Genomic DNA, 21,469 nt, shown 5'->3' on the forward strand with positions numbered 1-21,469 from the left:
TCATTGTGTCGGATGTCGTCATGCGCCAGGGCGGTACTTTGGGGCGGCTCTTAATGCCATTTGCGCAAATCCATGTCCGTGTACAGACCGGCGACCTCTTCTTCATAGCCGTTGAACATCAGCGTCTTGCGTTTGAAGATTTCACCGATCCTGCGTTCCGAAGCCTGTGACCAGCGCGGGTGACTGACGGCCGGATTGACGTTGGAGTAAAATCCGTATTCCCGCGCCGCCGCTTCGTTCCAGCTGGTCGGCGGCATGGCGCTCTGGAACTTGATTTTAACGATCGACTTGATCGATTTGTAGCCGTACTTCCACGGCACAACGAGCCGCACCGGCGCCCCGTTCTGGTTCGGCAGAACTTCGCCGTACAGACCGACCGACAGAAAAGACAACGGGTTCATCGCCTCGTCGATCCTGAGCCCTTCCTTATAAGGCCATTTCAGAACCGGATAGCGCTGCCCCGGCATTTGTTCCGGATCGAGCAGTGTTTCGAAGTAAACATACTTGGCGTCGGACGTCGGCTCGAAGCGCTTGAGGACATCCGCGAGCGGAATACCGACCCACGGCACCACCATCGACCACGCTTCGACGCAACGGAAACGATAAACCCGCTCTTCCAGCGTATGCGGTTTGATCAGGTCTTCGAACGAGATTTTGCCGGGCTTGGCGCATGCCCCTTCGACGGCGATGGACCAGGGCTCCGGCTTGAAGTCCTGGGCGTTCGCCTTGGGGTCGCGCTTGCCTGTGCCGAATTCATAAAAATTGTTGTAGCCCGTGATGTCTTCGTAATCGTTAACCGGATCGTTTTCCGGCAGGCTATCCGCCGACCATCTGGTTTTCTTCACGCCCGAAAGCGGCGTGCGTGCCGCCAATGCCGGCAAGGACGGCAGCGCACCCGCCGCCAGTCCGACACCCGCCAGTGCCGCCGTTTTGAGAAAGGCGCGGCGGTTGTCGAAGACGGATTTCGGCGTTATTTCCGAGCCGAGTACGTCCGAGGCCTTGCGGTTTTTGATTAGCATTGAACTCTCCTGTTCACGCGAATTTCCAGTATTGTCATGCCCGCCGGTATAAACGGCAAGCAGCGGACGGTTGCCATCTGTCCCTTAGATAGCGTATTCGATGGTTTGGGCGCCACTAACGACCGTTCACAATTTCGCCAGCAGGCGTTATCAGTAACACGTTCCCCGGGCGCCGGTCGTCGGAAGTATCATATGCGCGTTCTTTATCACCTCTGGCTTTCGCCCTTTTCCAGAAAAGTCCGTATCGTTCTGGGCGAGAAGCGGATCGACTTCGAGATGAAAGCCGAGAATGTCTGGCGCCGACGCGAGGAGTTCCTGGCGATCAATCCGATGGGCGAAGTCCCGGTCCTGGTCGAACCGGACGGCACAGCGCTTTCCGGCTCGCAGGTGATTTCTGAATTCCTCGACGAAATGCATCCCGACCCGCCGCTGCTGGGCCGCCAGCCTTTTCAGCGTGCCGAGGTGCGGCGCCTCGTCGACTGGTTCGACCGTAAATTCAATACCGAGGTCACCGAGAAACTCGTCGGTGAAAAATTCATGAAACGGTTTCTCGGCCTGGGTGAGCCGGACTCGGCACAGGTCCGCGCCGGTCACAGCAACGTCCACACGCACATGGAATACATTTCCTATCTGGTCGAGCGCCGTAAATGGCTGGCCGGTGATGAACTGTCACTGGCCGACATCACCGCCGCCGCGCATCTCTCGACCCTGGATTACATCGGCGACGTGCCGTGGAGCGCGCATGAAAGCGCCAAGGACTGGTATGCGCGGATCAAGTCACGGCCGAGCTTCCGGCCGTTGCTGTCGGACCGCATTCCGAGCGCCCCGCCGCCCAAGCATTACGCCGATCTGGATTTCTGAGATCGTCCACGCATGCTTCGAGACGGCGTCTCGAAGGATGGGGCAGTTCAGTCGGTCTTAACGTCCATCTTTTCGATGTTGATGCGGGCCAGTCGCCCGGCCTCGCCGTCGGGATCAAGTTCAAGCACCCTGAGCCAGTCGGCGCGCGCGGCCTCATCGTTACCGCCAAGCCGGAACAGGATACCGCGTTCCAGCAACGCCGGCGGATCGTCCGGCGTCAAAAGCAGGGCCGTCTCTATATCCGCTTTGGCCTTCCCGAGTTCATCCAGATACCTGTAGGCGCTGGCGCGGAAGGTATAGGCCTCGGCGAATTTCGGATCCGCGGAAATTGCGTTGGTCAGATCCTCGACCGCGCCTTTGTAGTCCGCCATGGCGGCACGGGCCTGGGCCCGGTCAGCCAATACCTCCGGGCGGCCCCGAAGCAGCTTGACCGCTTCGCTGAGCGCCGCTTCGGCACGCGGCGCATCGCCCTCTAAAAGCCAGGCCTGCCCGGCCTGGGCAAGAATCTGCCCCTTGAATTCAGGCTCGGCGACAATGGTTTCAGCCAGCACTTCGAGCCTGCGGGCGGCATACTCCGGCTGCCCCGAATACAACAACGCGACCGCGGCGCAGTGCTCGGCGGCAGCCCCACCCCCCAGGGCTTTCCAAGCCGTCGCCATCTCGAACGCGCCATTCGGCTTGGACGGTGCAAGCGCCATGCACTTGGCGTATTCCCGGGCATGATCGATTTCGTCCGCACGGGCGGATAGCGGCACACACAAGGCCGCCATGCAAATAATCACCTGCAGACGAAGACTGGTCATCGCCCTGCCCTGCCTTTGAGGTTATAATTCCGATAAAGCATATCCAGGCTTCTACGGCGCTCCGCCGGCTCCGGCAAGTCCGCAGAAGAAACCCTGAGAAATATGTGCAAGGAGTGTATCGGTGACAAGACGCGGCGGCCCCCGGCTATTCTGTTTCGGCATCGGCTATTCCGCCGAGGCCCTGATCCGGCAGCTTTCGGTTGCCGACTGGACCGTGTGCGGGACCGCCCGCGACCCGGACAAGGTGCGGCGCCTGATCGCCAGCGGCGTTGATACGCATCTTTGGAGTGGGGAAGTTCTCAGCAGCACCATCCGGGACAGGTTGAATGCATCGAGCCATGTTCTTGTTTCCGTCCCGCCGGATGAAAAAGGCGACCCGGTCCTGAACGCCGCCCAGGAAGCCATTCAGGCCATGCCATCGCTGAATTGGCTCGGCTATCTTTCAACGACAGGGGTTTACGGCGACACGGGCGGTGCCTGGGTCAAGGAAGACGCCGCGGTGAATCCGTCCAGTGCGCGTTCGATACGGCGGGTCGATGCGGAACAGGGCTGGCTTGCCCTGCAGCGCGATCATGGTGTCCCTGTGCATGTTTTCCGTCTGGCGGGGATTTACGGGCCGGGCCGCTCCGTCTTCGACCAGATCCGTGCCGGACGCGCCAAAAGAATAAACAAACCCGGCCATGCTTTTTCACGTATTCACGTCGATGATATTGCCCGTGTCCTGGCCGCATCCATCGCCAAGCCCAATCCGGGCGCAATCTACAATGTCTGCGACAACGAACCGGCCCCACCCGCCGAGGTAACGGCATATGCCGCGCACCTGCTCGGAAAAGACCCGCCGCCGCTGGAGGAATTCGACACCGTCAAGGAACGCATGAGCCCGATGGCGCTCAGTTTCTGGAACGACAACCGGCGTGTCGACAACGCCCGTATCCGCAAAGAACTGGGCGTGCGGCTTAAATATCCCGATTACCGCTCAGGTCTGCAGCATATCCTGATTGAGGAAGGCTGATCAGTGAACCGGCTCGAAACCGCCGCTTTTTGAATCGTAGATTTCCAGCTGTGCGGTTTCGATGTCGAAGAACCAGCCATGCAGTTTTAACGATTTTTCCGCGATGCGCTCGCGTATCCAGGGGAAAGTGGTCAGGTTTTCAAGCGACACCAGAACCGAATTTCGTTCGCACGCACGCTGCGTTTCCTCAGGCGTCGCATCCGGCATGGTCGCCAGCACGCGGCGATGTGCAGATGACAGCATGGAAACCCATGCCGGGACGAAATGATAACCGTCCTTGACGATTTCCTTACCCCGGATCATGGCTTCGATGCCGCCGCAATGTGCATGGCCGAGAACGATGATGTTCGGCACGTCGAGACCCAGAACGGCGAATTCCAGGGCCGCGCTGGTGCCGTGAAAAGTGCCTTCCTCTTCCATCGGGGGTACCAGATTGGCGACGTTGCGGATCATGAAGATGTCGCCGGGCTCGGCACGGAACACCAAGGCCGGGTCGACCCGGGAATCCGAGCATGCAATGACGGCGGCCTGCGGCTTCTGACCGGCCTCGACCAACTGGCGCAGGCGGATTTCGTGATCTTCGGGCATGCCGTTGCGAAATGCGCGATACCCGCTCAGCATCCGTTCGATTGCATCCATAGTTATGCTTTCTCCAACAGTGTCGCGACCGTCCGTGTCAGGCGATCCAGATCCTGCGGTTCTGATAGTCTGTGATCACCGGCTTTGACAAACTGAATTTCCACATCCGCGCTTTTGATCTGCTGCATGATCTTCAAAGCCGTCTGCCAGGGGACATCGGCATCTTCGATCCCGTGGATCAGGCGCACGGGCATGTCGAGGTCGATTTCACGGTTGAGCAGCAGATGGTTATCCCCCTCATCCAGCAAGGATTTGCGGATTCTGTAAGGTTCCTGATCGTCATAGCAGTTGGGAATATCGCAATACCCCTGACGATCCATTTGTGACAGTTGATCCGGGGTCAGCGCCGGCGGGATCAGATCTCGGGTAAAATCCGGCGCCGCGGCGATCCCGACAAGACCGGCGACCCGATCCGGCCGTTCAAGCGCACACAGCAGCATGATCCAGCCGCCCATCGACGAGCCGACAAGGATCTGCGGCCCTTCGGCAACGTTATCAAGGACATGCACCGCATCGTCGGCCCAACGGCCGATGGTCCCGTCCTCGAACGCGCCGGAAGATTCACCGTGACCGAAATAGTCGAAGCGTGTAAAGGCATGCCCCCGGGATATACAGAATTTCTCTAGAGCAATTGCCTTACCGCCCTGCATATCGGATTTGAACCCGGTCAGGAACATCACACCCGGCGACTTGCCAGCGGTGTGGCGGTAGGCAATCATCGAACCATCCTCACGGGTAAGGATTTCTGGGGCTTTTGTTTGATCGGACATGCAGGCTCCCGTATTAAACTGTAATGGTCATGAAAGACAGCGCACACCTTAACATCGACGACGACGAGATGGCACGTCCTGAAGGCCGGCCGCCGACGGTTCTGCAGATTCTGCCCGCCCTGGGCGGTAGCGGCGGCGTCGAGCGCGGCACCGTCGAAATCGCCGGCGCAATCAACGCCGCGGGCGGGCGGGCGATTGTCGCATCGGAGGGCGGATTGCTGGTGCACGACCTGTCGCGCGTCAACGCCGAACACGTTATCCTGCCGGTTGCCTCAAAAAATCCCGTTGTCATGTACCGCAACGTCCAGCGCCTCATCGACCTGATCCGCCAAGAGCACGTCGACGTGGTACATGTGCGATCGCGCGCCCCGGCATGGAGTGCGTATTTCGCCTGCCAACGGACGAAAGTGCCGCTGGTGACCACGTTTCACGGCACCTATTCGATCGGCAACTGGATCAAACGCAAATATAACGCGGTGATGACGTTCGGCGACCGGGTCATTGCCATTTCCTCATTTATCGGCGGCCATGTGCGCCGCCACTATGGCGTGCCTGTAGATAAAATCCGCGTCATTCACCGCGGCGTCGATCTGGAACGATTCGATCCGGAAAAAATATCCGCCGAACGGGTCATCAAGCTGTCGACGGACTGGCGGCTGCCGGACGGTGTGCCCATCATCATGCTGCCGGGCCGACTGACACGCTGGAAAGGCCAGTTGGTCGTCATCGACGCCATCGCCAGGATGGCGCGCAAGGATATCCGCTGCCTTTTGGTCGGCAGCGATCAGGGGCGCGAGGAATACCGCCGTGAACTGGAAAACCGCATCGTGCAGCACGGCCTTGAGGAAGTGGTACGGATCGTCGATCACTGCGATGACATGCCGGCAGCCTATAAACTGACCGATCTCGTTATTTCTGCCTCGACCGATCCGGAAGCCTTCGGGCGCATCGTCTGCGAGGCCCAGGCCATGGGCCGGCCCGTCATCGCCACGGATCATGGCGGCGCCAGGGAAACCGTTATACCCGAGGTCACGGGCTGGCTGACGCCGCCCGGCGATTCCGACGCCCTGGCCAAGGCCATCGAAACCGGTCTGTCGCTGGACAGCGCCGCGCGCAACAAGCTCGCCGACACGGCCATTGCTCACGTCCGCAAAAACTTCTCGAAAACCCAGATGTGCGACAAAACGCTCGATGTCTATAACGAGGTGCTGGCGGACCGGGGCCGCGCCTGATCGCGATGACGGACAACGGATCAGCGCGCAAAAACATCCTCGTCATTAAATTGGGCGCGCTCGGCGACGTTATTCAGGCATTGGGGCCTATGGCGGCGATTCGCCGCCGGCATGGCGCCGATCATATTACAGTGCTGACGACCGAGCCCTATGGCGAGCTCATCAAGGCCGCCGGTGTCTGCGATGAGGTGATCATCGATACGCGGCCGAAGTTCGCGGACATCTGCAAATGGCTGTCGCTCAGGAAAACCCTGCGTTCAGGGGATTTTTCGCGGGTCTACGATCTGCAGACCTCGGATCGCTCCAGCAGTTATTTCAGGTTGTTCTGGCCCGGACCGCGCCCGGCGTGGTCCGGCATCGCCGCCGGATGCGCGTTCCGCCACGACAATCCAAAGCGCGATTTCATGCATACCGTCGAACGCCAGGCCGAGCAGCTTGCCAAGGCAGGTATAGAAGACGTTGCGCTCACCGATCTGGGGCCTGTCGTCAGTGATATATCGCACCTCAAACTGCCGGAAAAATATTGCCTGATCGTGCCCGGCGGGGCCGAACACCGCCCCGCCAAACGCTGGCCCCGGGAGAGTTATCGTGCCCTTATCCAAAAGCTGGACGGCGCAGACATCACCCCCGTGCTCTGCGGCACGGCATCCGAACGGCCGCTCTGCGCTGCCGTGATCGAAGGCTCGATCACGGCCCGGAACATTGCCGGAGAGACATCGCTGGTCGACCTTGTCACGGTTGCCAAGCGCGCCGCCTTTGCCGTCGGCAATGACAACGGCACGATGCACATTACAGCGTTTGCCGGCATCCCGTCGGTCGTTCTTTATTCGCATGCCTCCGACCCGGCGCTCTGTGCGCAGCGGGGCGCCAATGTGACGATCCTGCGCCGTCAGCCGCTCAGCGCAATCGGTGTCGAAGAAGTTTACGCGGCACTGCCTGTTGAAGGCGGTTCTTGACGCCTTGCGCGGCGCGCTTTAACTACGCCCTGAAACTTGTTGCTACGTTTGAATTTTAAGGCATTCGATCCATGGTTGCGATCACCCTCCCGGACGGTTCCGTCCGCAATTACGACAACCCGGTCTCCGGTGCGGAAGTTGCCGCGTCGATCGGCCCCGGCCTTGCCAAGGCGGCGATGGTCGTCAAGGTCGACGGTGAATTGTGGGATCTCGACCGCACCATCGAACGCGATGCCAACGTCGCCATCATCACCGACAAGCAGGAAGACGACGCCCTTGAAGTGCTGCGCCACGACTGCGCGCACCTGTTGGCCATGGCCGTGCAGGAGCTTTACCCGGGAACGCAGATCACCTTCGGTCCGGCGACCGATGAAGGCTTCTATTACGATTTCTTTCGTGACGAGCCGTTCTCGACCGAGGACTTCGAGGCCATCGAAGAGCGTATGGGCGAGATCGTCGACCGCGACATTCCGATTGTCCGCGAGGTCTGGGACCGCGATGCTGTCGCCGCCTTCTTCAAGGAAAAGGGCGAAACGTTCAAAGCAGAGTGGGTCATGGAACTGCCCGAGGGCGAAGACATCACCATGTACCGCCAGGGTGAGTGGGTCGATCTCTGCCGCGGACCGCATCTGGCAACGACGGGACGGATCGGCAAGGCCTTCAAGCTGATGAAGCTGGCCGGCGCATACTGGCGCGGCGACGCCAGAAACCCGCAGTTACAGCGTATCTACGGCACCTGCTGGCGCAACGACAAGGAACTGAAGGCGTACCTGACGCGGATCGAGGAAGCCGAAAAGCGCGACCACCGCAGGCTCGGCAAGGAAATGGACCTGTTCCATATCCAGGAAGAAGCGCGCGGTTCCGTATTCTGGCATCCGAAGGGCTGGTCACTTTACCGGACCTGCGAAAAATACATGCGCCAGCGTCTCGATGAAGCCGGCTATGTCGAGGTGAAAACGCCGCAACTGGTGGACCGCGCACTCTGGGAGCGTTCCGGCCACTGGGAGAAATTCCGCGAACATATGTTCATCGCCGAGGTGGACGAAGGCGCTGATCATGCGCACGACCATGATCACGAAGCACCGCTTTCAGACGATGCCGCCGCTTCGGTGCATCATCTGGCGCTGAAACCGATGAACTGCCCGTGTCACGTGCAGATTTTTCGCCAGGGCATCAAAAGCTACCGCGATCTGCCGCTGCGCATGGCCGAGTTCGGTTCGTGTCACCGCTATGAGCCGTCCGGCGCCTTGCACGGGCTGATGCGGGTACGTGCCTTTACCCAGGACGATGCGCATATTTTCTGCACCGAGGACCAGATCGAAAGTGAAACGAAAATTTTCATCGATCTGCTGGCCTCAATCTACAAGGACTTCGGATTCGATGAATTCGTCGTCAAGTTTTCCGACCGCCCGGATGTCCGCGCCGGTTCCGACGAAACATGGGACAAGGCCGAGGCGGCGCTGCTCGACGCCACGAAAGCCGCCGGCACCGATCTGATCATGAACCCCGGCGAAGGGGCGTTCTATGGTCCCAAACTCGAGTTCGTGCTCAGGGACGCCATCGGCCGCGACTGGCAGTGCGGCACCCTGCAGGTCGATTTCGTGCTCCCCGAACGCCTTGATGCGGAATATGTCGGGGAAGACGGCAACAAGCACCGTCCGGTTATGCTGCATCGGGCTATTCTGGGCTCATTCGAGCGTTTCATCGGCATCCTGATCGAAAACTTCGCCGGTCGTCTGCCGATGTGGCTGTCGCCGGTACAAGCCGTGGTCGCGCCGATCACCAATGATGTCGACGGCTACGCCGAAGAGGTCGTCGCCACGCTCAGGGCCGCCGGTGTCAGGGTTGAAGCCGACCTCAGGAATGAAAAAATCAATTACAAGATTCGCGAACATTCCCATGCCAAGGTCCCGGCCATCATCGTCGTTGGCGCCCGCGAGGCGGAAAGCCGCGCCGTGGCGCTGCGTACCCTCGGCGGCAAGGATCAAGAAATTCTTGCGCTGCAAGAGGCAGTCGATAGACTTAGCCTGGAAGCGCTTGGTCCACTTGGTGGATAAGCCTTTTACGTTTCATTTTGAAATCATGCCCGCCCATGCGGGTCTTTGGTGTAACTGATACAGGAGATATTTCCATAGCTCGTAGACCCGGCCTACCGGCGCCGCCGTCCAAGGATGGACCCCGCGCCAACGAAGAAATTCAAGCTGACCCCGTTCGTCTCGTAGACGCTGACGGAGAAATGGTCGGCGTTATTGGTCTCCAGGAAGCAATCGACATGGCGGTTGAGGTCGGATTGGACCTCGTCGAAGTTTCGCCGAATGCCGATCCGCCCGTCTGTAAAATTCTCGATTACGGGAAATACAAGTACGAGGCGCAGAAAAAGGCCAACGAAGCCCGTAAAAAACAGAAAATCATCGAAGTTAAGGAAATCAAGATGCGCCCCGGCATCGACGACCACGATTACGAGGTCAAGATGAAGGCTGTGCGCCGGTTCCTCGATGACGGCGACAAGGTCAAGATGACGATCCGTTTCCGCGGCCGTGAAATGGCGCACCAGGAACTGGGTCTGAAGGTCCTGGAGCGCGTTCGCGAGGAAGTCGGCGAGATCGCCAAGGTCGAACAGCATCCGCGCCCCGAAGGCCGGCTCATGACCATGGTCATCGCACCGCGCTGAGAAATTCTCATTTCGCACGGCAAAAGCCATTCCCGGTCCCCCGGGAGTGGCTTTTTTCCTATATGGGCCGTCACCCGGCAGCGGATCACCCCCCTTGCAAAGCAGAACCGGGAAGGCTATAACCCGCGCGCCGTCACACGTTGACGGACGAGCGGTATGGCTAAAAGGGCATGCCTCGCCGCTTGAACCCCCAAGCCTGCAGCGCCGGATCGTTCAAGGCGCTCAGCGTTTGAGAGAGCAATAACTTGGCGCACCGCGCCACAGAGATGAAGGAAGAGGGAAATGCCCAAACTGAAGACCAAGTCGAGCGCCAAAAAGCGCTTCAAGCTGACGGGTACCGGCAAGGTGCGCGCGGCCGCCGCATTCAAGCGGCACAATCTCCGCAAACGATCCAATAAGATGAAGCGTAACTCCCGCGGGTTAATGACCCTGTCGGCGCCAGACGCACGGATCGTTAAATCCTACATGCCGAACGCCTGAGCGGAGGAGATTAGTCATGGCACGTGTATCACGCGGCAAAACGTCGCACGCCCGTCACAAAAAGGTCCTGAAACTCGCCAAGGGTTATCGGGGTCGTAACAGCACCAATTTCCGCATCGCCATTGAACGCGTCGAGAAGGGCCTGCAGTACGCCTATCGCGACCGCCGCCAGAAGAAACGGCAGTTCCGTCGCCTCTGGATCCAGCGTATCAATGCCGGTGCACGCGAAAACGGCGTCACCTATTCGGTGTTCATGAACGGCCTGATGAAGGCCGGGGTCGAGCTTGACCGCAAGGTCCTCGCCGATCTCGCCATGAACGAGCCGGAAACGTTTAAAGCGTTGGTGGAACAGGCCCAGGCCGCTCTCAGCCAGAACGCTTAATTCCCGAGTATCGGGAGCATCCGAGTTTTGGAACGGGAGTAGCGCCCAGGGCTTATACTGGGCCGTTGCTCCCGTTCTTTTGTTTAGAAGGCAGTGCAACGATGGAAAATCCGGACCAGCTTCGCGACGCCATCATGAAGGACGTCGACGCCGCAAACAGTGTCGATGCGCTGGAAGATATCCGTGTTTCGGTTCTCGGCAAGAAGGGCCGTATCACCGACATGATGAAGGGCCTCGGGCAGATGGCGCCGGAAGAGCGGAAAGCCGCAGGTCAGGCGCTGAACGCACTGAAGGACGAAATCGCCGCCGCGCTGGACCACAAGAAGACCGCGCTTGCCGACGCCGATCTCGACCGCCGCCTGATGACGGAAAAAATCGACGTCACCCTGCCCCCCGCACCCGAAGCGCAGGGCGCCGTCCACCCCATCAGCCAGACCATCGACGAGATCACCGCGATATTCGGCGAAATGGGCTTCACCGTTGCCGAAGGCCCGGATATCGAGGACGACTGGCACAACTTCACGGCATTGAACATTCCCGCCGATCACCCGGCCCGCCAGGAGCATGACACGTTCTATCTGCCGGGCGAGCATGGCGAGCGCAAGGTGCTGCGCACCCACACCAGTCCGGTACAGATCCGCACCATGACGGCCGGCACGCCACCGATCCGCATCATCACGCCCGGCCGCACGTATCGCTCGGATTACGACGCCACGCATTCGCCGATGTTCCATCAGGTCGAAGGCCTGGTGATCGACAAGACCTCGCACATGGGTCACCTGAAGGGCTGCCTGATCGAATTTTGCAGCGCGTTCTTTGAAGTCGACGACCTGCCCGTCCGCTTTCGCCCCAGCTATTTCCCGTTCACCGAACCGAGCGCCGAAGTCGATATCGGCTGCACGCGCGAAGGTGGCGAATTCCGCATCGGTCACGGTGACGACTGGTTGGAAATTCTCGGCTCCGGCATGGTCAATCCGAACGTGCTTTCCAACTGCGGGATCGACCCGAGCGAATATCAGGGCTTTGCCTTCGGCATTGGCATCGAACGGCTGGCGATGCTGAAATACGGCATTCCCGATCTCAGGACATTCTTCGAGAGCGACCTGCGCTGGCTCCGTCACTACGGATTCCGCTCGCTCGAAGTGCCCGGTATGGTGGGGGGGCTGGTCCGATGAAATTCACCCTGGGATGGCTCAAGGAACACCTGGACACCACAGCCTCGCTGAAGGAAATAACCGATGGCCTGACGATGGTCGGCCTCGAACTTGAAGGCGTCGAGGATCGCGCCAAGGGGCTCGAGACATTCGTCACCGCACGCGTTGTCGAAGCCAGGCAGCACCCCGATGCGGACCGGCTTCGTGTCTGCACCGTCGACCCGGGCAACGGTGAGACGGTCGAGCTCGTGTGCGGCGCACCGAACGCGCGCACCGGCATGATTGGTGTCTTTGCGCCCGGCGGATCGTATATTCCCGGCATCGACGTGACCCTGAAGCCGACGGAAATCCGCGGTGTCATGTCGAACGGCATGCTGCTGTCGGAACGCGAAATGGGCATTTCCGACGAGCATGACGGGATTGTCGATCTACCCGAAGACACCCCGGTCGGGCAGGCGGCCATCGACGTCATGGGCCTGAACGATCCGATCATCGACATTGCCATCACGCCGAACCGGGGCGATTGCCTGGGCGTGCGCGGCGTTGCCCGCGATCTGGCCGCCGCCGGTCTGGGCTCGCTGAAACCGCTGGCCAACGGCCCGGTGCCCGGCAGTTTCGAAAGCCCGATCAAGGTGCATCTGGAATTCGAAGACGCGGACAACAAGCCGTGCCCGTATTTCGTCGGCCGTTACGTCAAGGGCATCACCAACGGCGAAAGTCCGGCATGGCTCAAGGAACGCCTTCTTGCCATCGGGCTTCGGCCGATTTCGGCGCTGGTCGACATCACCAACCTGATGACGTTCGATCTGAACCGTCCCCTGCACGTTTTCGATGCCGACAAGGTCAAGGGCGACATTCGCGTCCGTCTCTCGAAGCCGGGCGAAACGCTGCTGGCGCTGAACGACAAGGAATACACGCTCGACGGTGAGATGACGGCGATCTGTGACGACAACGGGCCGGAAGGGCTCGGCGGCGTCATGGGCGGCGAGGTTTCCGGAGTAACGGCCGAAACCGTCAACGTCTTCATCGAAAGCGCATATTTCGATCCTGTGCGGACCGCCATGACCGGACGTAAGCTCAACCTGCAATCCGATGCGCGCTATCGGTTCGAACGCGGGATCGATCCGGCGTTCCTGGAAACCGGCATGGAAATCGCGACCCGCCTGGTGATGGATCTATGCGGCGGCGAGCCGTCCGAAGTCGTCGTGGCCGGCGCCAATCCGGACCCCGGCCGCAGTCTCGATTTCCGCCCCAACCGCGTCAGGGAACTGACCGGCGTCGAGGTCACGCGCGATGAAATCCAACGCATCCTTGCCGTGCTCGGCTTCGACATCTCCGGTGACGGCGATACGTGGCAGGTAAAAATACCGACCTGGCGCAGCGATATCGTTCATGAGGCATGCCTGGTCGAGGAAGTCATCCGCATCAACGGCTTCGATTCAATCCCCGCCACGCCTTTGCCGCGCGAAAGCTCGCTGCCGAAACCGGCATTGAGTGCAGAACAAAAACGCCGCGTCATTGCCCGCCGGACCCTCGCTGCGCGTGGGCTGACGGAAGCGGTCACATATTCGTTCATGGGCGAAAAGGAAGCGGCGCTGTTCGCCGATATTCCCGACAGCATCAAGATCGGCAACCCGATCAGTTCCGAACTGTCGGTGATGCGCCCGAGCGCGCTCGCCAACCTGATCCAGGCCGCCGGGCGAAACGCCGCACGCGGCTTCGCCAATGCCGACCTGTTCGAGGTTGGACCGGAATACCACGGTGACGGCCCTGACGATCAGCGCATCGCCGCCAGCGGCATCCGCACCGGTCTGACGGGTACCAAGCATTGGTCGGTGCCGGCGCAGGCGGTCGACGCCTATATGGCAAAAGCGGATGCCATGGCCGTGTTGGGCGCACTCGGTGCACCGGTCGACAAGTTGCAGGTCTTCACCGACGTCGCGTCCTACTATCATCCGGGCCGCGCCGGGGAACTGCGCCTCGGCCCGAAGAACACGCTGGCCCGCTTCGGTGAAATCAATCCGAAGGTGCTCCGTGAACTGGACGTCAAAGGCCCGGTCGTTGCTTTCGAGATTTATCCGGATGCCGTGCCGTACCCGAAATCGAAATCGGCGGCACGGCCGTTGCTGACGCTGTCGGCTTTCCAGCCGATCGAGCGCGATTTTGCTTTCGTTGTCGATACAGATGTCGAGGCGGCGAAAGTCGTACAAGCGGCACGCAGCGCGGAGAAAAACCTGATCAACGACGTTCGCGTGTTCGACGTGTTCGAAGGGGCGTCATTAGGCGAAGGCAAAAAATCGCTGGCCATTACGGTCGTGCTGCAACCGACCGAAAACACCCTGACCGACGAAGAGATCGAGGCGATCTCGCAGAAGATCGTACAGGCGGTCGAGAAGGTGACGGGCGGGACACTCAGGGCCTGAGGCAATAGCGACGTCGTCTCCCCGCGGCGAAGGCCGGGGCCCAGGGCATCAGATTCGATTTCACCGATGATCGTTTACATTGAAATACCGGATTCCGGCCTTTGCCGGAATGACGGCGGCATGTCCTTTACGCCGGCGCATACACCTTCACCGGCTGTGTCCGTCCCTTGACCGGCGTTTCGCAGATCAGTTTGCACGGGTAATCCGTGTGCACCGCCATATGCATCGCCTCGTCCATCATGGCGCTGGTGTTATGCTATACTTAATCACTGGTTTTTCAGGCCCCTGCAACACAGATGAGGGACCACGAACCAAGACGTTGCATTGCAACAACCCCTACAAGCTTACCCGTTTAAGGAGACAAATAAAGAATCGATGGTTATTATGACGTGTTCGACCGGTCATAATCTTGGAGGCAGGGCAAATGGCGAATTTTTGGCGCGACGGCAGACACAAAATAGCGTGGGCAACTACCATCATTGCCGTCATCCTTTTTCAACTTACTTTGACCACGATCCAAACCATCGATAGAGGCGAGTTCCGTACGTTAAATCTCGAAGATTTTTTTATTTCAACCGTTATACTTATGCCGTCGGTGTTTGTAATTATTGCTATTTTCCAATGGCTTGGAAACCGCTTCGGGGAGTCAAAGTCATATGAGACCCCAGGGCTGTCGCTTAAAGAGACGACCAATATCGAAGGGCTTACAAATAACGGCATTGTCGCGCTCGGCGAGTTCAAGCAACGTTCTCAACGGTTAATGCGCTCTGCCAACGGTGTTCTCATCATTATCGTGTTAGTACTCGTCCTGTCGGCTTTGTTTATCGTATTCGCCGGTTATATCTCCCGGCTCGGCGCGCAAGGCCTGACCACGATCAACAACCTGACTAACGAGCGTTCGAATATAGAAACAGAGCTGACCCGCCTTGATGAAGACATGGAACTCGCAGCCGGCGATATTAAGCGCATTGAGGGAATCTTGGCACGAACTTCAGAACGTAATACCGATCGTTTGGATTCCACATTGAATTCCAGAGATGACGACATCCTGCGAGAAATCCTTTCACGGCATAGGTCAAACCGCTTTGGCGCTGTGGGCCGTGAGCCAGGGACAGAGCGACCTCTCACATCGATTGATGCCATCGCACTGAAAGAAAGGCTGGCCACGCGACTGGACAATTTTAAGTCACTAAAGAAACGCAAAGAAACGGATTTAACCGGCGTCAATGCGCTTTTGACCGCGCATCGCTCGGTTGGTGCAGAAGATGGGGATGCGGGAAACGGAAATGGCCAGCAAGGAGACTCCGGGACCGGCGTGACGGTGAATGGGCTAACGTCTATTCTCGTTGCCGAGGGGATTACACGGTTCGGCGTGCTCGCCATCGCGATTTACTTGGTGCAAATCCTGATCAACCTATACCGCTACAACACACGGTTATCGGCCTACTACCTTGCCCATTATGATTCGCTGCTACTCGACGGCGCGGAACCTGATAAAATCGAAAACATTCATGCAGTCCTGTGGCCCGACCTTCATTTTGGCAAGCAACCAACCACGATCCCGAACAAGATTGTCGATGCCTTCAGTACACATTTGTCAAAATTAGGAGAAATTCTGTCTCGCCGAGGGAAAGACAATTCTCCGGGCGAAGTTACTTCGGAAGACACAACCGGCGACAGGCCCGACAAATCGAAAACAAAGACACAAAAATAAATCAAGCCCGTTCAGCAGGAGCATACACCTTCACCGGCTGTGTCCTTCCCTTGACCGGCGCCTCGCAGATCAGCTTGCACGGGTAATCCGTGTGCACCGCCAGATGCGTCGCTTCGCCCATCATGATGTAGGTGCCGTACTGCTTGTTCAGTTGCTCGAGACGGGCGGCGATGTTGACGTTGTCGCCATGCACCGTGAACACAAGCCTGTCCTGCGCACCGACGGCGCCGACATTGATTTCACCGGTGTTGATGCCGCAGCGGGTTTTCAGAACCGCCCCGTTAAAGGTTCGCGTGCGGGCGACCTCTTCTATTTCCAGCGCCGTGCGGATGGCATTCAGTGCATGATCCGGATCGTCCTTAATGGCGTTGAACGTGATCAGCATCAGATCGCCCTCGAACAGAGTGATCACGCCGCCGTGGCGATCGATCACTTCGCCCATGGCGCCGAAATATTCATTCAGGGTCTTGGCCAGTTCCGGCGCCGTCATGTTTTCGGAAACACCCGAGAACCCCTCGATATCGGTGAAGATGATCGTCGCTTCGCGGCACTCGCCGTCGCCGGGCTGGATTTGGCGATCCGATGACGTGATACGCGCCGCGACTTCCTTTGAGACGAAGCGCGACAGATCTTCCGCCGCGGTCTGCTCAAGTACGGCCCGGAAAAATGCGCGCCGGGCGCGGACGACGACAATGCAAAGGACGACCGTGACCAGAAAAATCGACACCATCTTGTCTATTTCGGCACCGACCAGGATCGCGTTGGATGTCAGATAGGTGATGTAGTTGCGCGTGATCATCGGATTGCCCGCTTCGGCGACCATGACATACCCCACCAGCACGCCCCATCCGGCAATCGCCGCGAGACCGGTGATCATGATGTATCTCGGCTCGAAGCGGAGTGCGCGAAGGGCAATGAAGATGAAAACATACATGATCGTCGGCGCCTTCAGATAGAAGCTTGCCGGCTGCTCGTACTGGATATGGAAACTCCAGATCAAAAGCATCAACAGCGCGATATCCATCAACACCGATAGCGTCAGCAACCAATGCGGCAATGCGATCCGGTATGAAAGGACAAGACGTGTCATCGTGAAAACGAAATATGCGGCCAAGGCGAACGGCACGACCTGAAACGCGGTGTCGTTCATATTCACCTGCTGCGAGGCAACCCAGAGTGCGCCGAACAGCACGATCAGGATGAACTGAACCCACGAGATCAGCCGTTCGCTGACACATTGACGCGTCTCGATTTGCTGAATGACCCGGGCCGGCATTTCCTGACGGACCGGCTCACCAAAAATGAAATCGGATAGTTTCTGCCACATGGCAGGCATCTTAGCCGCAACCGCCTATCAGGCCAGTCACTAAATGGAGAGGGATGCGTGACTTCAGCGCGCCGATGGCGGAATACGGAAAACGACCGGGCGGGAATGACGCCTGAACCCCAAAAGCCGGGCAACGCCACGGAAAAAGATCACGGTGTTTTGGTGGCTCTGTTTGAAATCGATCTGCGTTAACATCGTCGTGGTCCCAGGCTTGGTGTTCATCATTCATTACTAAGCCCAGTTCAGCCTGTTGGCTGTGATCGTGATCACGTGTAAATGGTTAATATCCCTTTTAGTCGTAAGCGACCCCAGGGCCATGCGCCTCTCCGGCGCCTTCGCGGATCGCCTGCTTGACGGTTTCGCGCTTGTTCTCCAGATGGCGGCTCAACACTTCGGAAAGTTTCCGGCCATCGCGCGCTTCGAGCGCGGCGAGCATTTCCTCGTGCTCGCGCATCGCCTGATCCCAACGGGCATCTGTCATGTTCGCGCGGAACCGCGCCAAACGGATGCGCCCGGCGAGCGCAGTATACTGGGCTTCCAGCGTCGGGTTCTTCGCCGCTTTCAGGATCGTTTCGTGGATCTGCTGATTGACGCGAAAATAATCGCGCAGCTCACGACGCGTATGGTGCAACGCCATCTGGTAATGCAGGGCCTTGATCTCGGCCAGCTCGTCGTCGCCGAGGCGCGCACAAGCCAATTCGCCGGACAACGCTTCAAGCGCGCCCATCACCGGAAAGATTTCGTCGATGTCGTCTTCGCTGAGCGTTGCCACGCGCGCGCCCCGGTTCGGGAGGAGTTCGAGCAGCCCTTCATTGCCGAGCACCTTGAGCGCTTCGCGAAGCGGGGTGCGGGAAATGCCCAGCATGTCGCAAAGGCGCTGTTCAGGCACCCGGTCGCCGCCTTTCAGTTCGCCGGAAAAAATCATGCCCCGAAGCCGCTCCACCAGTTCTTCGTGCAACGTTGTGCGGGGGGCGGGCTCGGCGATCTGGTTCATGATACGCCTTCTCGTTCGCCCAGGGCTATCTCGAGGACCCGCGCGACATGCATCGCATTGCGGGCCGCGCCGTCGGCAATCTGGTGGCGGCAGCTCGTACCGTCGGCAACGATGATGGTCCCCGCATCGGCTTCGCGGACTTTCGGCAGCAGGCTCAACTCGGCCATCTTGATCGACGTCTCATAGTTCGCCGCCTCGTATCCGAACGCGCCGGCCATGCCGCAGCAACTGCTCTCGATGGTCTCAACGTTGAGACCGGGGACAAACCGCAGGGTTTTCTCGACCGCCCCCATGGCGGCAAAGGCCTTCTGGTGGCAATGCCCGTGCAGCAACGCCTTGCTCTCTTTGATGGGCTGCAGATCAAGCTTGAACGTCCCCGCATCGATCTCGTGGGCGATAAACTCCTCAAACAGCATGGCATGTGCGGCGATCGTCTCGGCCTCGTCTTTTGCCAGCAAAGAGCTGAATTCGTCCTTCAGGGTAAACAGGCACGACGGCTCCAGCCCGATGATCGGCACACCGGCGCGGACGAACGGCAGTACCGCATCTGCCATCCGCCGGGCTTCGGCGCGCGCTTGGTCGACCAGTCCCGCCGCCAGGAATGTCCTGCCGCAACAAAGCGGGCGCTCGCCTTTCGGTGGCCGGGCAACGACGACACGGTAGCCGGCGGCGTCCAGTACACGTTTGGCGGCATGCAGATTTTCCGGCTCGAAGTATGTCGAGAATGTATCGGCGAACAGCACCACCGCCTGGCCCACAGGGCAGCTATTCGGATGCACGCCGGCAGCGCCTGTATCGAAAACATCCCAGCGCCATTGCGGCAACGTGCGTTTCGCCGAGAACCCGAGCAGCCACTCCGACAGCAGCGCCAGCCCCGGTACCTTGTCGCGAAGATTGAGCAGACCCGCCATTTTCGATGCCATCGGCGCATAGCGCGGCAGATAGGCGATCAGTTTGTCCTTCAGTGAAACCCCGTGGCGCTTGTTGTAGTGATACAGAAACTCCGTCTTCATTTTCGCCATGTCGACGCCGGTCGGACACTCGCGTTTGCAGCCCTTGCAGCCGACGCAGAGCTGCATGGTGTCCTTCATGGCATCCGAGGTGAAGGCATCCATGCCAAGCTGGCCGGAAATCGCCAGGCGCAGGGTATTGGCGCGGCCCCGCGTCAAATGTTGTTCTTCGCCGGTAACCCTGAACGACGGGCACATCACGCCCGGATCGGATTTGCGGCATGCGCCGTTGTTGTTGCACATCTCGATGGCGCCCGAAAACCCGCCCCAATCCGACCAGTCCATCGCCGTTTCGATTTCGAGCGGCTTGTAGCCCGGCTTGAAACGAAACAGCGATCGGTCGTCCATTTTCGGCGGATCGACGATCTTGCCCGGATTGAACAAACCATCTGCGTCGAAGGCCTGTTTGACGTTACGGAACGCCTGCGTCATTTCCGGCCCGAACATGGCTTCGTGGAATTCGGAGCGCACCAGCCCGTCGCCGTGCTCGCCGGAGTGTGAGCCTTTGTATTCACGCACCATCTCGAACGCTTCCTCGGCGATGGCGCGCATTTGTTGGGCACCCAGTTCCTGCTTCAGGTTGATCACCGGGCGCACATGCAGCGTGCCGACCGAGGCGTGGGCATACCAGGTGCCTTCGGTGTTGCGTTTGTGAAACACCTGCGTCAAGCGGTCGGTGTATTCGGCAAGGTCTTCCAGCCGTACCGCGCAATCCTCAACAAAGGAAATCGGTTTCCCGTCCCCCTTCATCGACATCATGATGTTGAGGCCGGATTTGCGAACTTCCCACACCGCTTTCTGGAATTCCGGATCGACGGCCTCGACCACGGCGTCGGGAAAGCCGAGATCCCCCATCATTTCGCCGAGTTGCTTCAGGCGTTTGAGATTTTCTTCCGGGTCCGGCTCGGCGAACTCGACCAAAAGGATCGCGTCCGGCTCGCCCTTGACGAACCGGTTCACGGTATCGGTAAACATCGGGATCGCGCGGCTCAGGCCGATCATCGTGCGGTCGACCAGTTCGACGGCAACCGGGCCAAGCTTGACGAGATGCTGCGCCGCGTCCATGGCGTCATAAAATTTCGGGAAATGACAGACGCCGAGGGCCTTGTTGGTCGGCAGCGGCTGCAGATCGACATCGACGGAGGTCGTGAAGGCCAGCGTGCCTTCCGAGCCGATCAAAAGGTGTGCAAGGTTCGGATGCGCAGGCGTGTTGTGCACCGTCTGGTTGTCCCAGCCGCCACGCGCCGGACCGGCGGGCATCAGGGCATCGATGTTGTAGCCGCCGACACGGCGCATCAGATCCGGAAACTTCGCCTTGATCAGTTCTTCGTTATCGCGGCCGATCCCCAGCAGCCCGGCGACCAGATCGCGTTGCGTGTCGTTCAGGTGCGCCATGGTCATGTTGTCGCTGACCTCGCCGAAATGCATGGCGGATCCGTCCGCCAGGATGGCGTCCACGGCGCGCACATTATCGCGCATGGTGCCGTAACGGATCGATCGCGATCCGCATGAGTTATTGCCGGTCATGCCGCCGATGGTGGCGCGGCTGGACGTCGACACGTCGACCGGAAACCACAGGCCGTGCGGCTTGAGGAAGGCATTCAGATGATCGAGCACAATCCCCGGCTCGACACGCGCCGTCCGCGACCCGGCGTCGAACTCAAGCACTTTGTTCATGTACTTGGAAACGTCGACGACAATGGCCTCGCCGACCGTCTGGCCGCATTGCGACGTGCCGCCGCCACGGGGCAGAACGGGCATGCCTTCATCGCGGGCGATATCGATGACGGCGTGCACGTCATCAGCGCTTTGCGGGACGACAACGCCGACAGGCTCGATCTGATAAATCGACGCGTCCGTGGAATACCGGCCGCGCGTGAACGGATCGAACATGACGTTGCCGCCGGTGGCATTTGCGATGCGCTTTGCCAGTTTTTCGTCACCAATCCGCCCGGTCGGGCGCAGGCCAAAGTTCTCACGCGGCATCGTCTTCTCCTGTTGTGCCATGCGATGCTACTATAT

18 protein-coding genes are annotated in these 21,469 nt (G+C 59.4%); 11 read left to right on the plus strand and 7 right to left on the minus strand.

From position 1 onward, the window contains the following. Positions 1-50: 50 nt before the first annotated feature. On the minus strand, positions 51-1,019 hold the full coding sequence (gene msrP / locus L2D14_01160; GenBank protein WNK00050.1) for a protein-methionine-sulfoxide reductase catalytic subunit MsrP: 969 nt from the start codon (positions 1,017-1,019) through the stop codon (positions 51-53). Positions 1,020-1,211: 192 nt separating this feature from the next. Here msrP and L2D14_01165 point away from each other — a divergent pair, with 192 nt between their 5' ends. Continuing rightward, on the plus strand, positions 1,212-1,880 hold the full coding sequence (locus L2D14_01165; protein WNK00051.1) for a glutathione S-transferase family protein: 669 nt from the start codon (positions 1,212-1,214) through the stop codon (positions 1,878-1,880). 47 nt (positions 1,881-1,927) lie between these two features. On the opposite strand, the gene L2D14_01170 is transcribed toward L2D14_01165, so the two are convergent. Continuing rightward, positions 1,928-2,683 (minus strand): hypothetical protein, encoded by a 756-nt coding sequence (locus L2D14_01170; GenBank protein WNK00052.1) that lies wholly within the window; start codon positions 2,681-2,683, stop codon positions 1,928-1,930. Between the two features lie 121 nt (positions 2,684-2,804). Here L2D14_01170 and L2D14_01175 point away from each other — a divergent pair, with 121 nt between their 5' ends. Then, the gene (locus tag L2D14_01175) at positions 2,805-3,695 is read left to right on the plus strand and encodes an SDR family oxidoreductase (protein ID WNK00053.1); all 891 of its coding nucleotides are present in this window, start codon (positions 2,805-2,807) and stop codon (positions 3,693-3,695) included. Here the strand turns inward: L2D14_01175 and L2D14_01180 are convergent, their stop codons facing one another. Both L2D14_01180 and L2D14_01185 read right to left on the minus strand, forming a co-directional pair. Beyond that, entirely contained in the window at positions 3,696-4,334 is a 639-nt protein-coding gene (locus tag L2D14_01180; protein WNK00054.1) for a carbonic anhydrase, read from the minus strand. 2 nt (positions 4,335-4,336) lie between these two features. Further along, entirely contained in the window at positions 4,337-5,104 is a 768-nt protein-coding gene (locus L2D14_01185; GenBank protein ID WNK00055.1) for an alpha/beta hydrolase, read from the minus strand. Between the two features lie 29 nt (positions 5,105-5,133). Here L2D14_01185 and L2D14_01190 point away from each other — a divergent pair, with 29 nt between their 5' ends. From L2D14_01190 to L2D14_01230, 9 genes are all read left to right on the plus strand, one after another. Continuing rightward, positions 5,134-6,336, plus strand: coding sequence for a glycosyltransferase family 4 protein (locus L2D14_01190; protein WNK00056.1), 1,203 nt, complete (start codon positions 5,134-5,136; stop codon positions 6,334-6,336). Positions 6,337-6,341: 5 nt separating this feature from the next. After that, the gene (locus L2D14_01195; protein ID WNK00057.1) at positions 6,342-7,292 is read left to right on the plus strand and encodes a glycosyltransferase family 9 protein; all 951 of its coding nucleotides are present in this window, start codon (positions 6,342-6,344) and stop codon (positions 7,290-7,292) included. A 71-nt stretch (positions 7,293-7,363) separates the two neighbouring features. Beyond that, positions 7,364-9,349 carry a threonine--tRNA ligase gene (gene thrS / locus L2D14_01200; GenBank protein ID WNK00058.1) on the plus strand — a complete coding sequence of 662 codons (1,986 nt, stop codon included), beginning with the start codon at positions 7,364-7,366 and terminating at the stop codon, positions 9,347-9,349. Between the two features lie 35 nt (positions 9,350-9,384). Further along, entirely contained in the window at positions 9,385-9,963 is a 579-nt protein-coding gene (gene infC, locus L2D14_01205) for a translation initiation factor IF-3 (protein ID WNK00059.1), read from the plus strand. 282 nt (positions 9,964-10,245) lie between these two features. Beyond that, entirely contained in the window at positions 10,246-10,443 is a 198-nt protein-coding gene (gene rpmI, locus L2D14_01210) for a 50S ribosomal protein L35 (protein ID WNK00060.1), read from the plus strand. Between the two features lie 16 nt (positions 10,444-10,459). Then, positions 10,460-10,825 carry a 50S ribosomal protein L20 gene (rplT, locus tag L2D14_01215; GenBank protein ID WNK00061.1) on the plus strand — a complete coding sequence of 122 codons (366 nt, stop codon included), beginning with the start codon at positions 10,460-10,462 and terminating at the stop codon, positions 10,823-10,825. Positions 10,826-10,926: 101 nt separating this feature from the next. Then, complete coding sequence (gene pheS, locus L2D14_01220) at positions 10,927-12,000, plus strand: phenylalanine--tRNA ligase subunit alpha (GenBank protein ID WNK00062.1); 1,074 nt, start codon at positions 10,927-10,929, stop codon at positions 11,998-12,000. Further along, on the plus strand, positions 11,997-14,402 hold the full coding sequence (pheT, locus tag L2D14_01225; protein ID WNK00063.1) for a phenylalanine--tRNA ligase subunit beta: 2,406 nt from the start codon (positions 11,997-11,999) through the stop codon (positions 14,400-14,402). Before pheS ends, pheT begins: the two co-directional genes overlap by 4 nt. Positions 14,403-14,826: 424 nt before the next feature. Continuing rightward, positions 14,827-16,116: a hypothetical protein gene (locus tag L2D14_01230; protein WNK00064.1), complete on the plus strand. Its 1,290-nt coding sequence runs from the start codon at positions 14,827-14,829 to the stop codon at positions 16,114-16,116. Between the two features lies 1 nt (position 16,117). Here the strand turns inward: L2D14_01230 and L2D14_01235 are convergent, their stop codons facing one another. From L2D14_01235 to L2D14_01245, 3 genes are all read right to left on the minus strand, one after another. Continuing rightward, on the minus strand, positions 16,118-17,443 hold the full coding sequence (locus L2D14_01235) for an adenylate/guanylate cyclase domain-containing protein (protein WNK00065.1): 1,326 nt from the start codon (positions 17,441-17,443) through the stop codon (positions 16,118-16,120). 292 nt (positions 17,444-17,735) lie between these two features. Next, entirely contained in the window at positions 17,736-18,437 is a 702-nt protein-coding gene (locus L2D14_01240; GenBank protein ID WNK00066.1) for a GntR family transcriptional regulator, read from the minus strand. Beyond that, on the minus strand, positions 18,434-21,433 hold the full coding sequence (locus L2D14_01245) for an FAD-linked oxidase C-terminal domain-containing protein (protein ID WNK00067.1): 3,000 nt from the start codon (positions 21,431-21,433) through the stop codon (positions 18,434-18,436). Before L2D14_01245 ends, L2D14_01240 begins: the two co-directional genes overlap by 4 nt. Positions 21,434-21,469: the final 36 nt, after the last annotated feature.

The sequence above is a fragment of the Thalassospiraceae bacterium LMO-JJ14 genome, assembly GCA_021555105.2.
Lineage (GTDB): Bacteria > Pseudomonadota > Alphaproteobacteria > Rhodospirillales > Casp-alpha2 > UBA4479.

What these genes read in the sequence shown, in the direction of transcription:
- msrP (WNK00050.1), bottom strand. Translation starts at nt 1,019, where the DNA reads ATGCTAATCAAAAACCGCAAGGCCTCGGACGTACTCGGCTCGGAAATA.
- L2D14_01165 (WNK00051.1), top strand. Translation starts at nt 1,212, where the DNA reads ATGCGCGTTCTTTATCACCTCTGGCTTTCGCCCTTTTCCAGAAAAGTC.
- L2D14_01170 (WNK00052.1), bottom strand. Translation starts at nt 2,683, where the DNA reads ATGACCAGTCTTCGTCTGCAGGTGATTATTTGCATGGCGGCCTTGTGT.
- L2D14_01180 (WNK00054.1), bottom strand. Translation starts at nt 4,334, where the DNA reads ATGGATGCAATCGAACGGATGCTGAGCGGGTATCGCGCATTTCGCAAC.
- L2D14_01185 (WNK00055.1), bottom strand. Translation starts at nt 5,104, where the DNA reads ATGTCCGATCAAACAAAAGCCCCAGAAATCCTTACCCGTGAGGATGGT.
- L2D14_01190 (WNK00056.1), top strand. Translation starts at nt 5,134, where the DNA reads ATGAAAGACAGCGCACACCTTAACATCGACGACGACGAGATGGCACGT.
- L2D14_01195 (WNK00057.1), top strand. Translation starts at nt 6,342, where the DNA reads ATGACGGACAACGGATCAGCGCGCAAAAACATCCTCGTCATTAAATTG.
- thrS (WNK00058.1), top strand. Translation starts at nt 7,364, where the DNA reads ATGGTTGCGATCACCCTCCCGGACGGTTCCGTCCGCAATTACGACAAC.
- infC (WNK00059.1), top strand. Translation starts at nt 9,385, where the DNA reads ATGCGGGTCTTTGGTGTAACTGATACAGGAGATATTTCCATAGCTCGT.
- rpmI (WNK00060.1), top strand. Translation starts at nt 10,246, where the DNA reads ATGCCCAAACTGAAGACCAAGTCGAGCGCCAAAAAGCGCTTCAAGCTG.
- rplT (WNK00061.1), top strand. Translation starts at nt 10,460, where the DNA reads ATGGCACGTGTATCACGCGGCAAAACGTCGCACGCCCGTCACAAAAAG.
- pheS (WNK00062.1), top strand. Translation starts at nt 10,927, where the DNA reads ATGGAAAATCCGGACCAGCTTCGCGACGCCATCATGAAGGACGTCGAC.
- pheT (WNK00063.1), top strand. Translation starts at nt 11,997, where the DNA reads ATGAAATTCACCCTGGGATGGCTCAAGGAACACCTGGACACCACAGCC.
- L2D14_01230 (WNK00064.1), top strand. Translation starts at nt 14,827, where the DNA reads ATGGCGAATTTTTGGCGCGACGGCAGACACAAAATAGCGTGGGCAACT.
- L2D14_01235 (WNK00065.1), bottom strand. Translation starts at nt 17,443, where the DNA reads ATGTGGCAGAAACTATCCGATTTCATTTTTGGTGAGCCGGTCCGTCAG.
- L2D14_01240 (WNK00066.1), bottom strand. Translation starts at nt 18,437, where the DNA reads ATGAACCAGATCGCCGAGCCCGCCCCCCGCACAACGTTGCACGAAGAA.
- L2D14_01245 (WNK00067.1), bottom strand. Translation starts at nt 21,433, where the DNA reads ATGCCGCGTGAGAACTTTGGCCTGCGCCCGACCGGGCGGATTGGTGAC.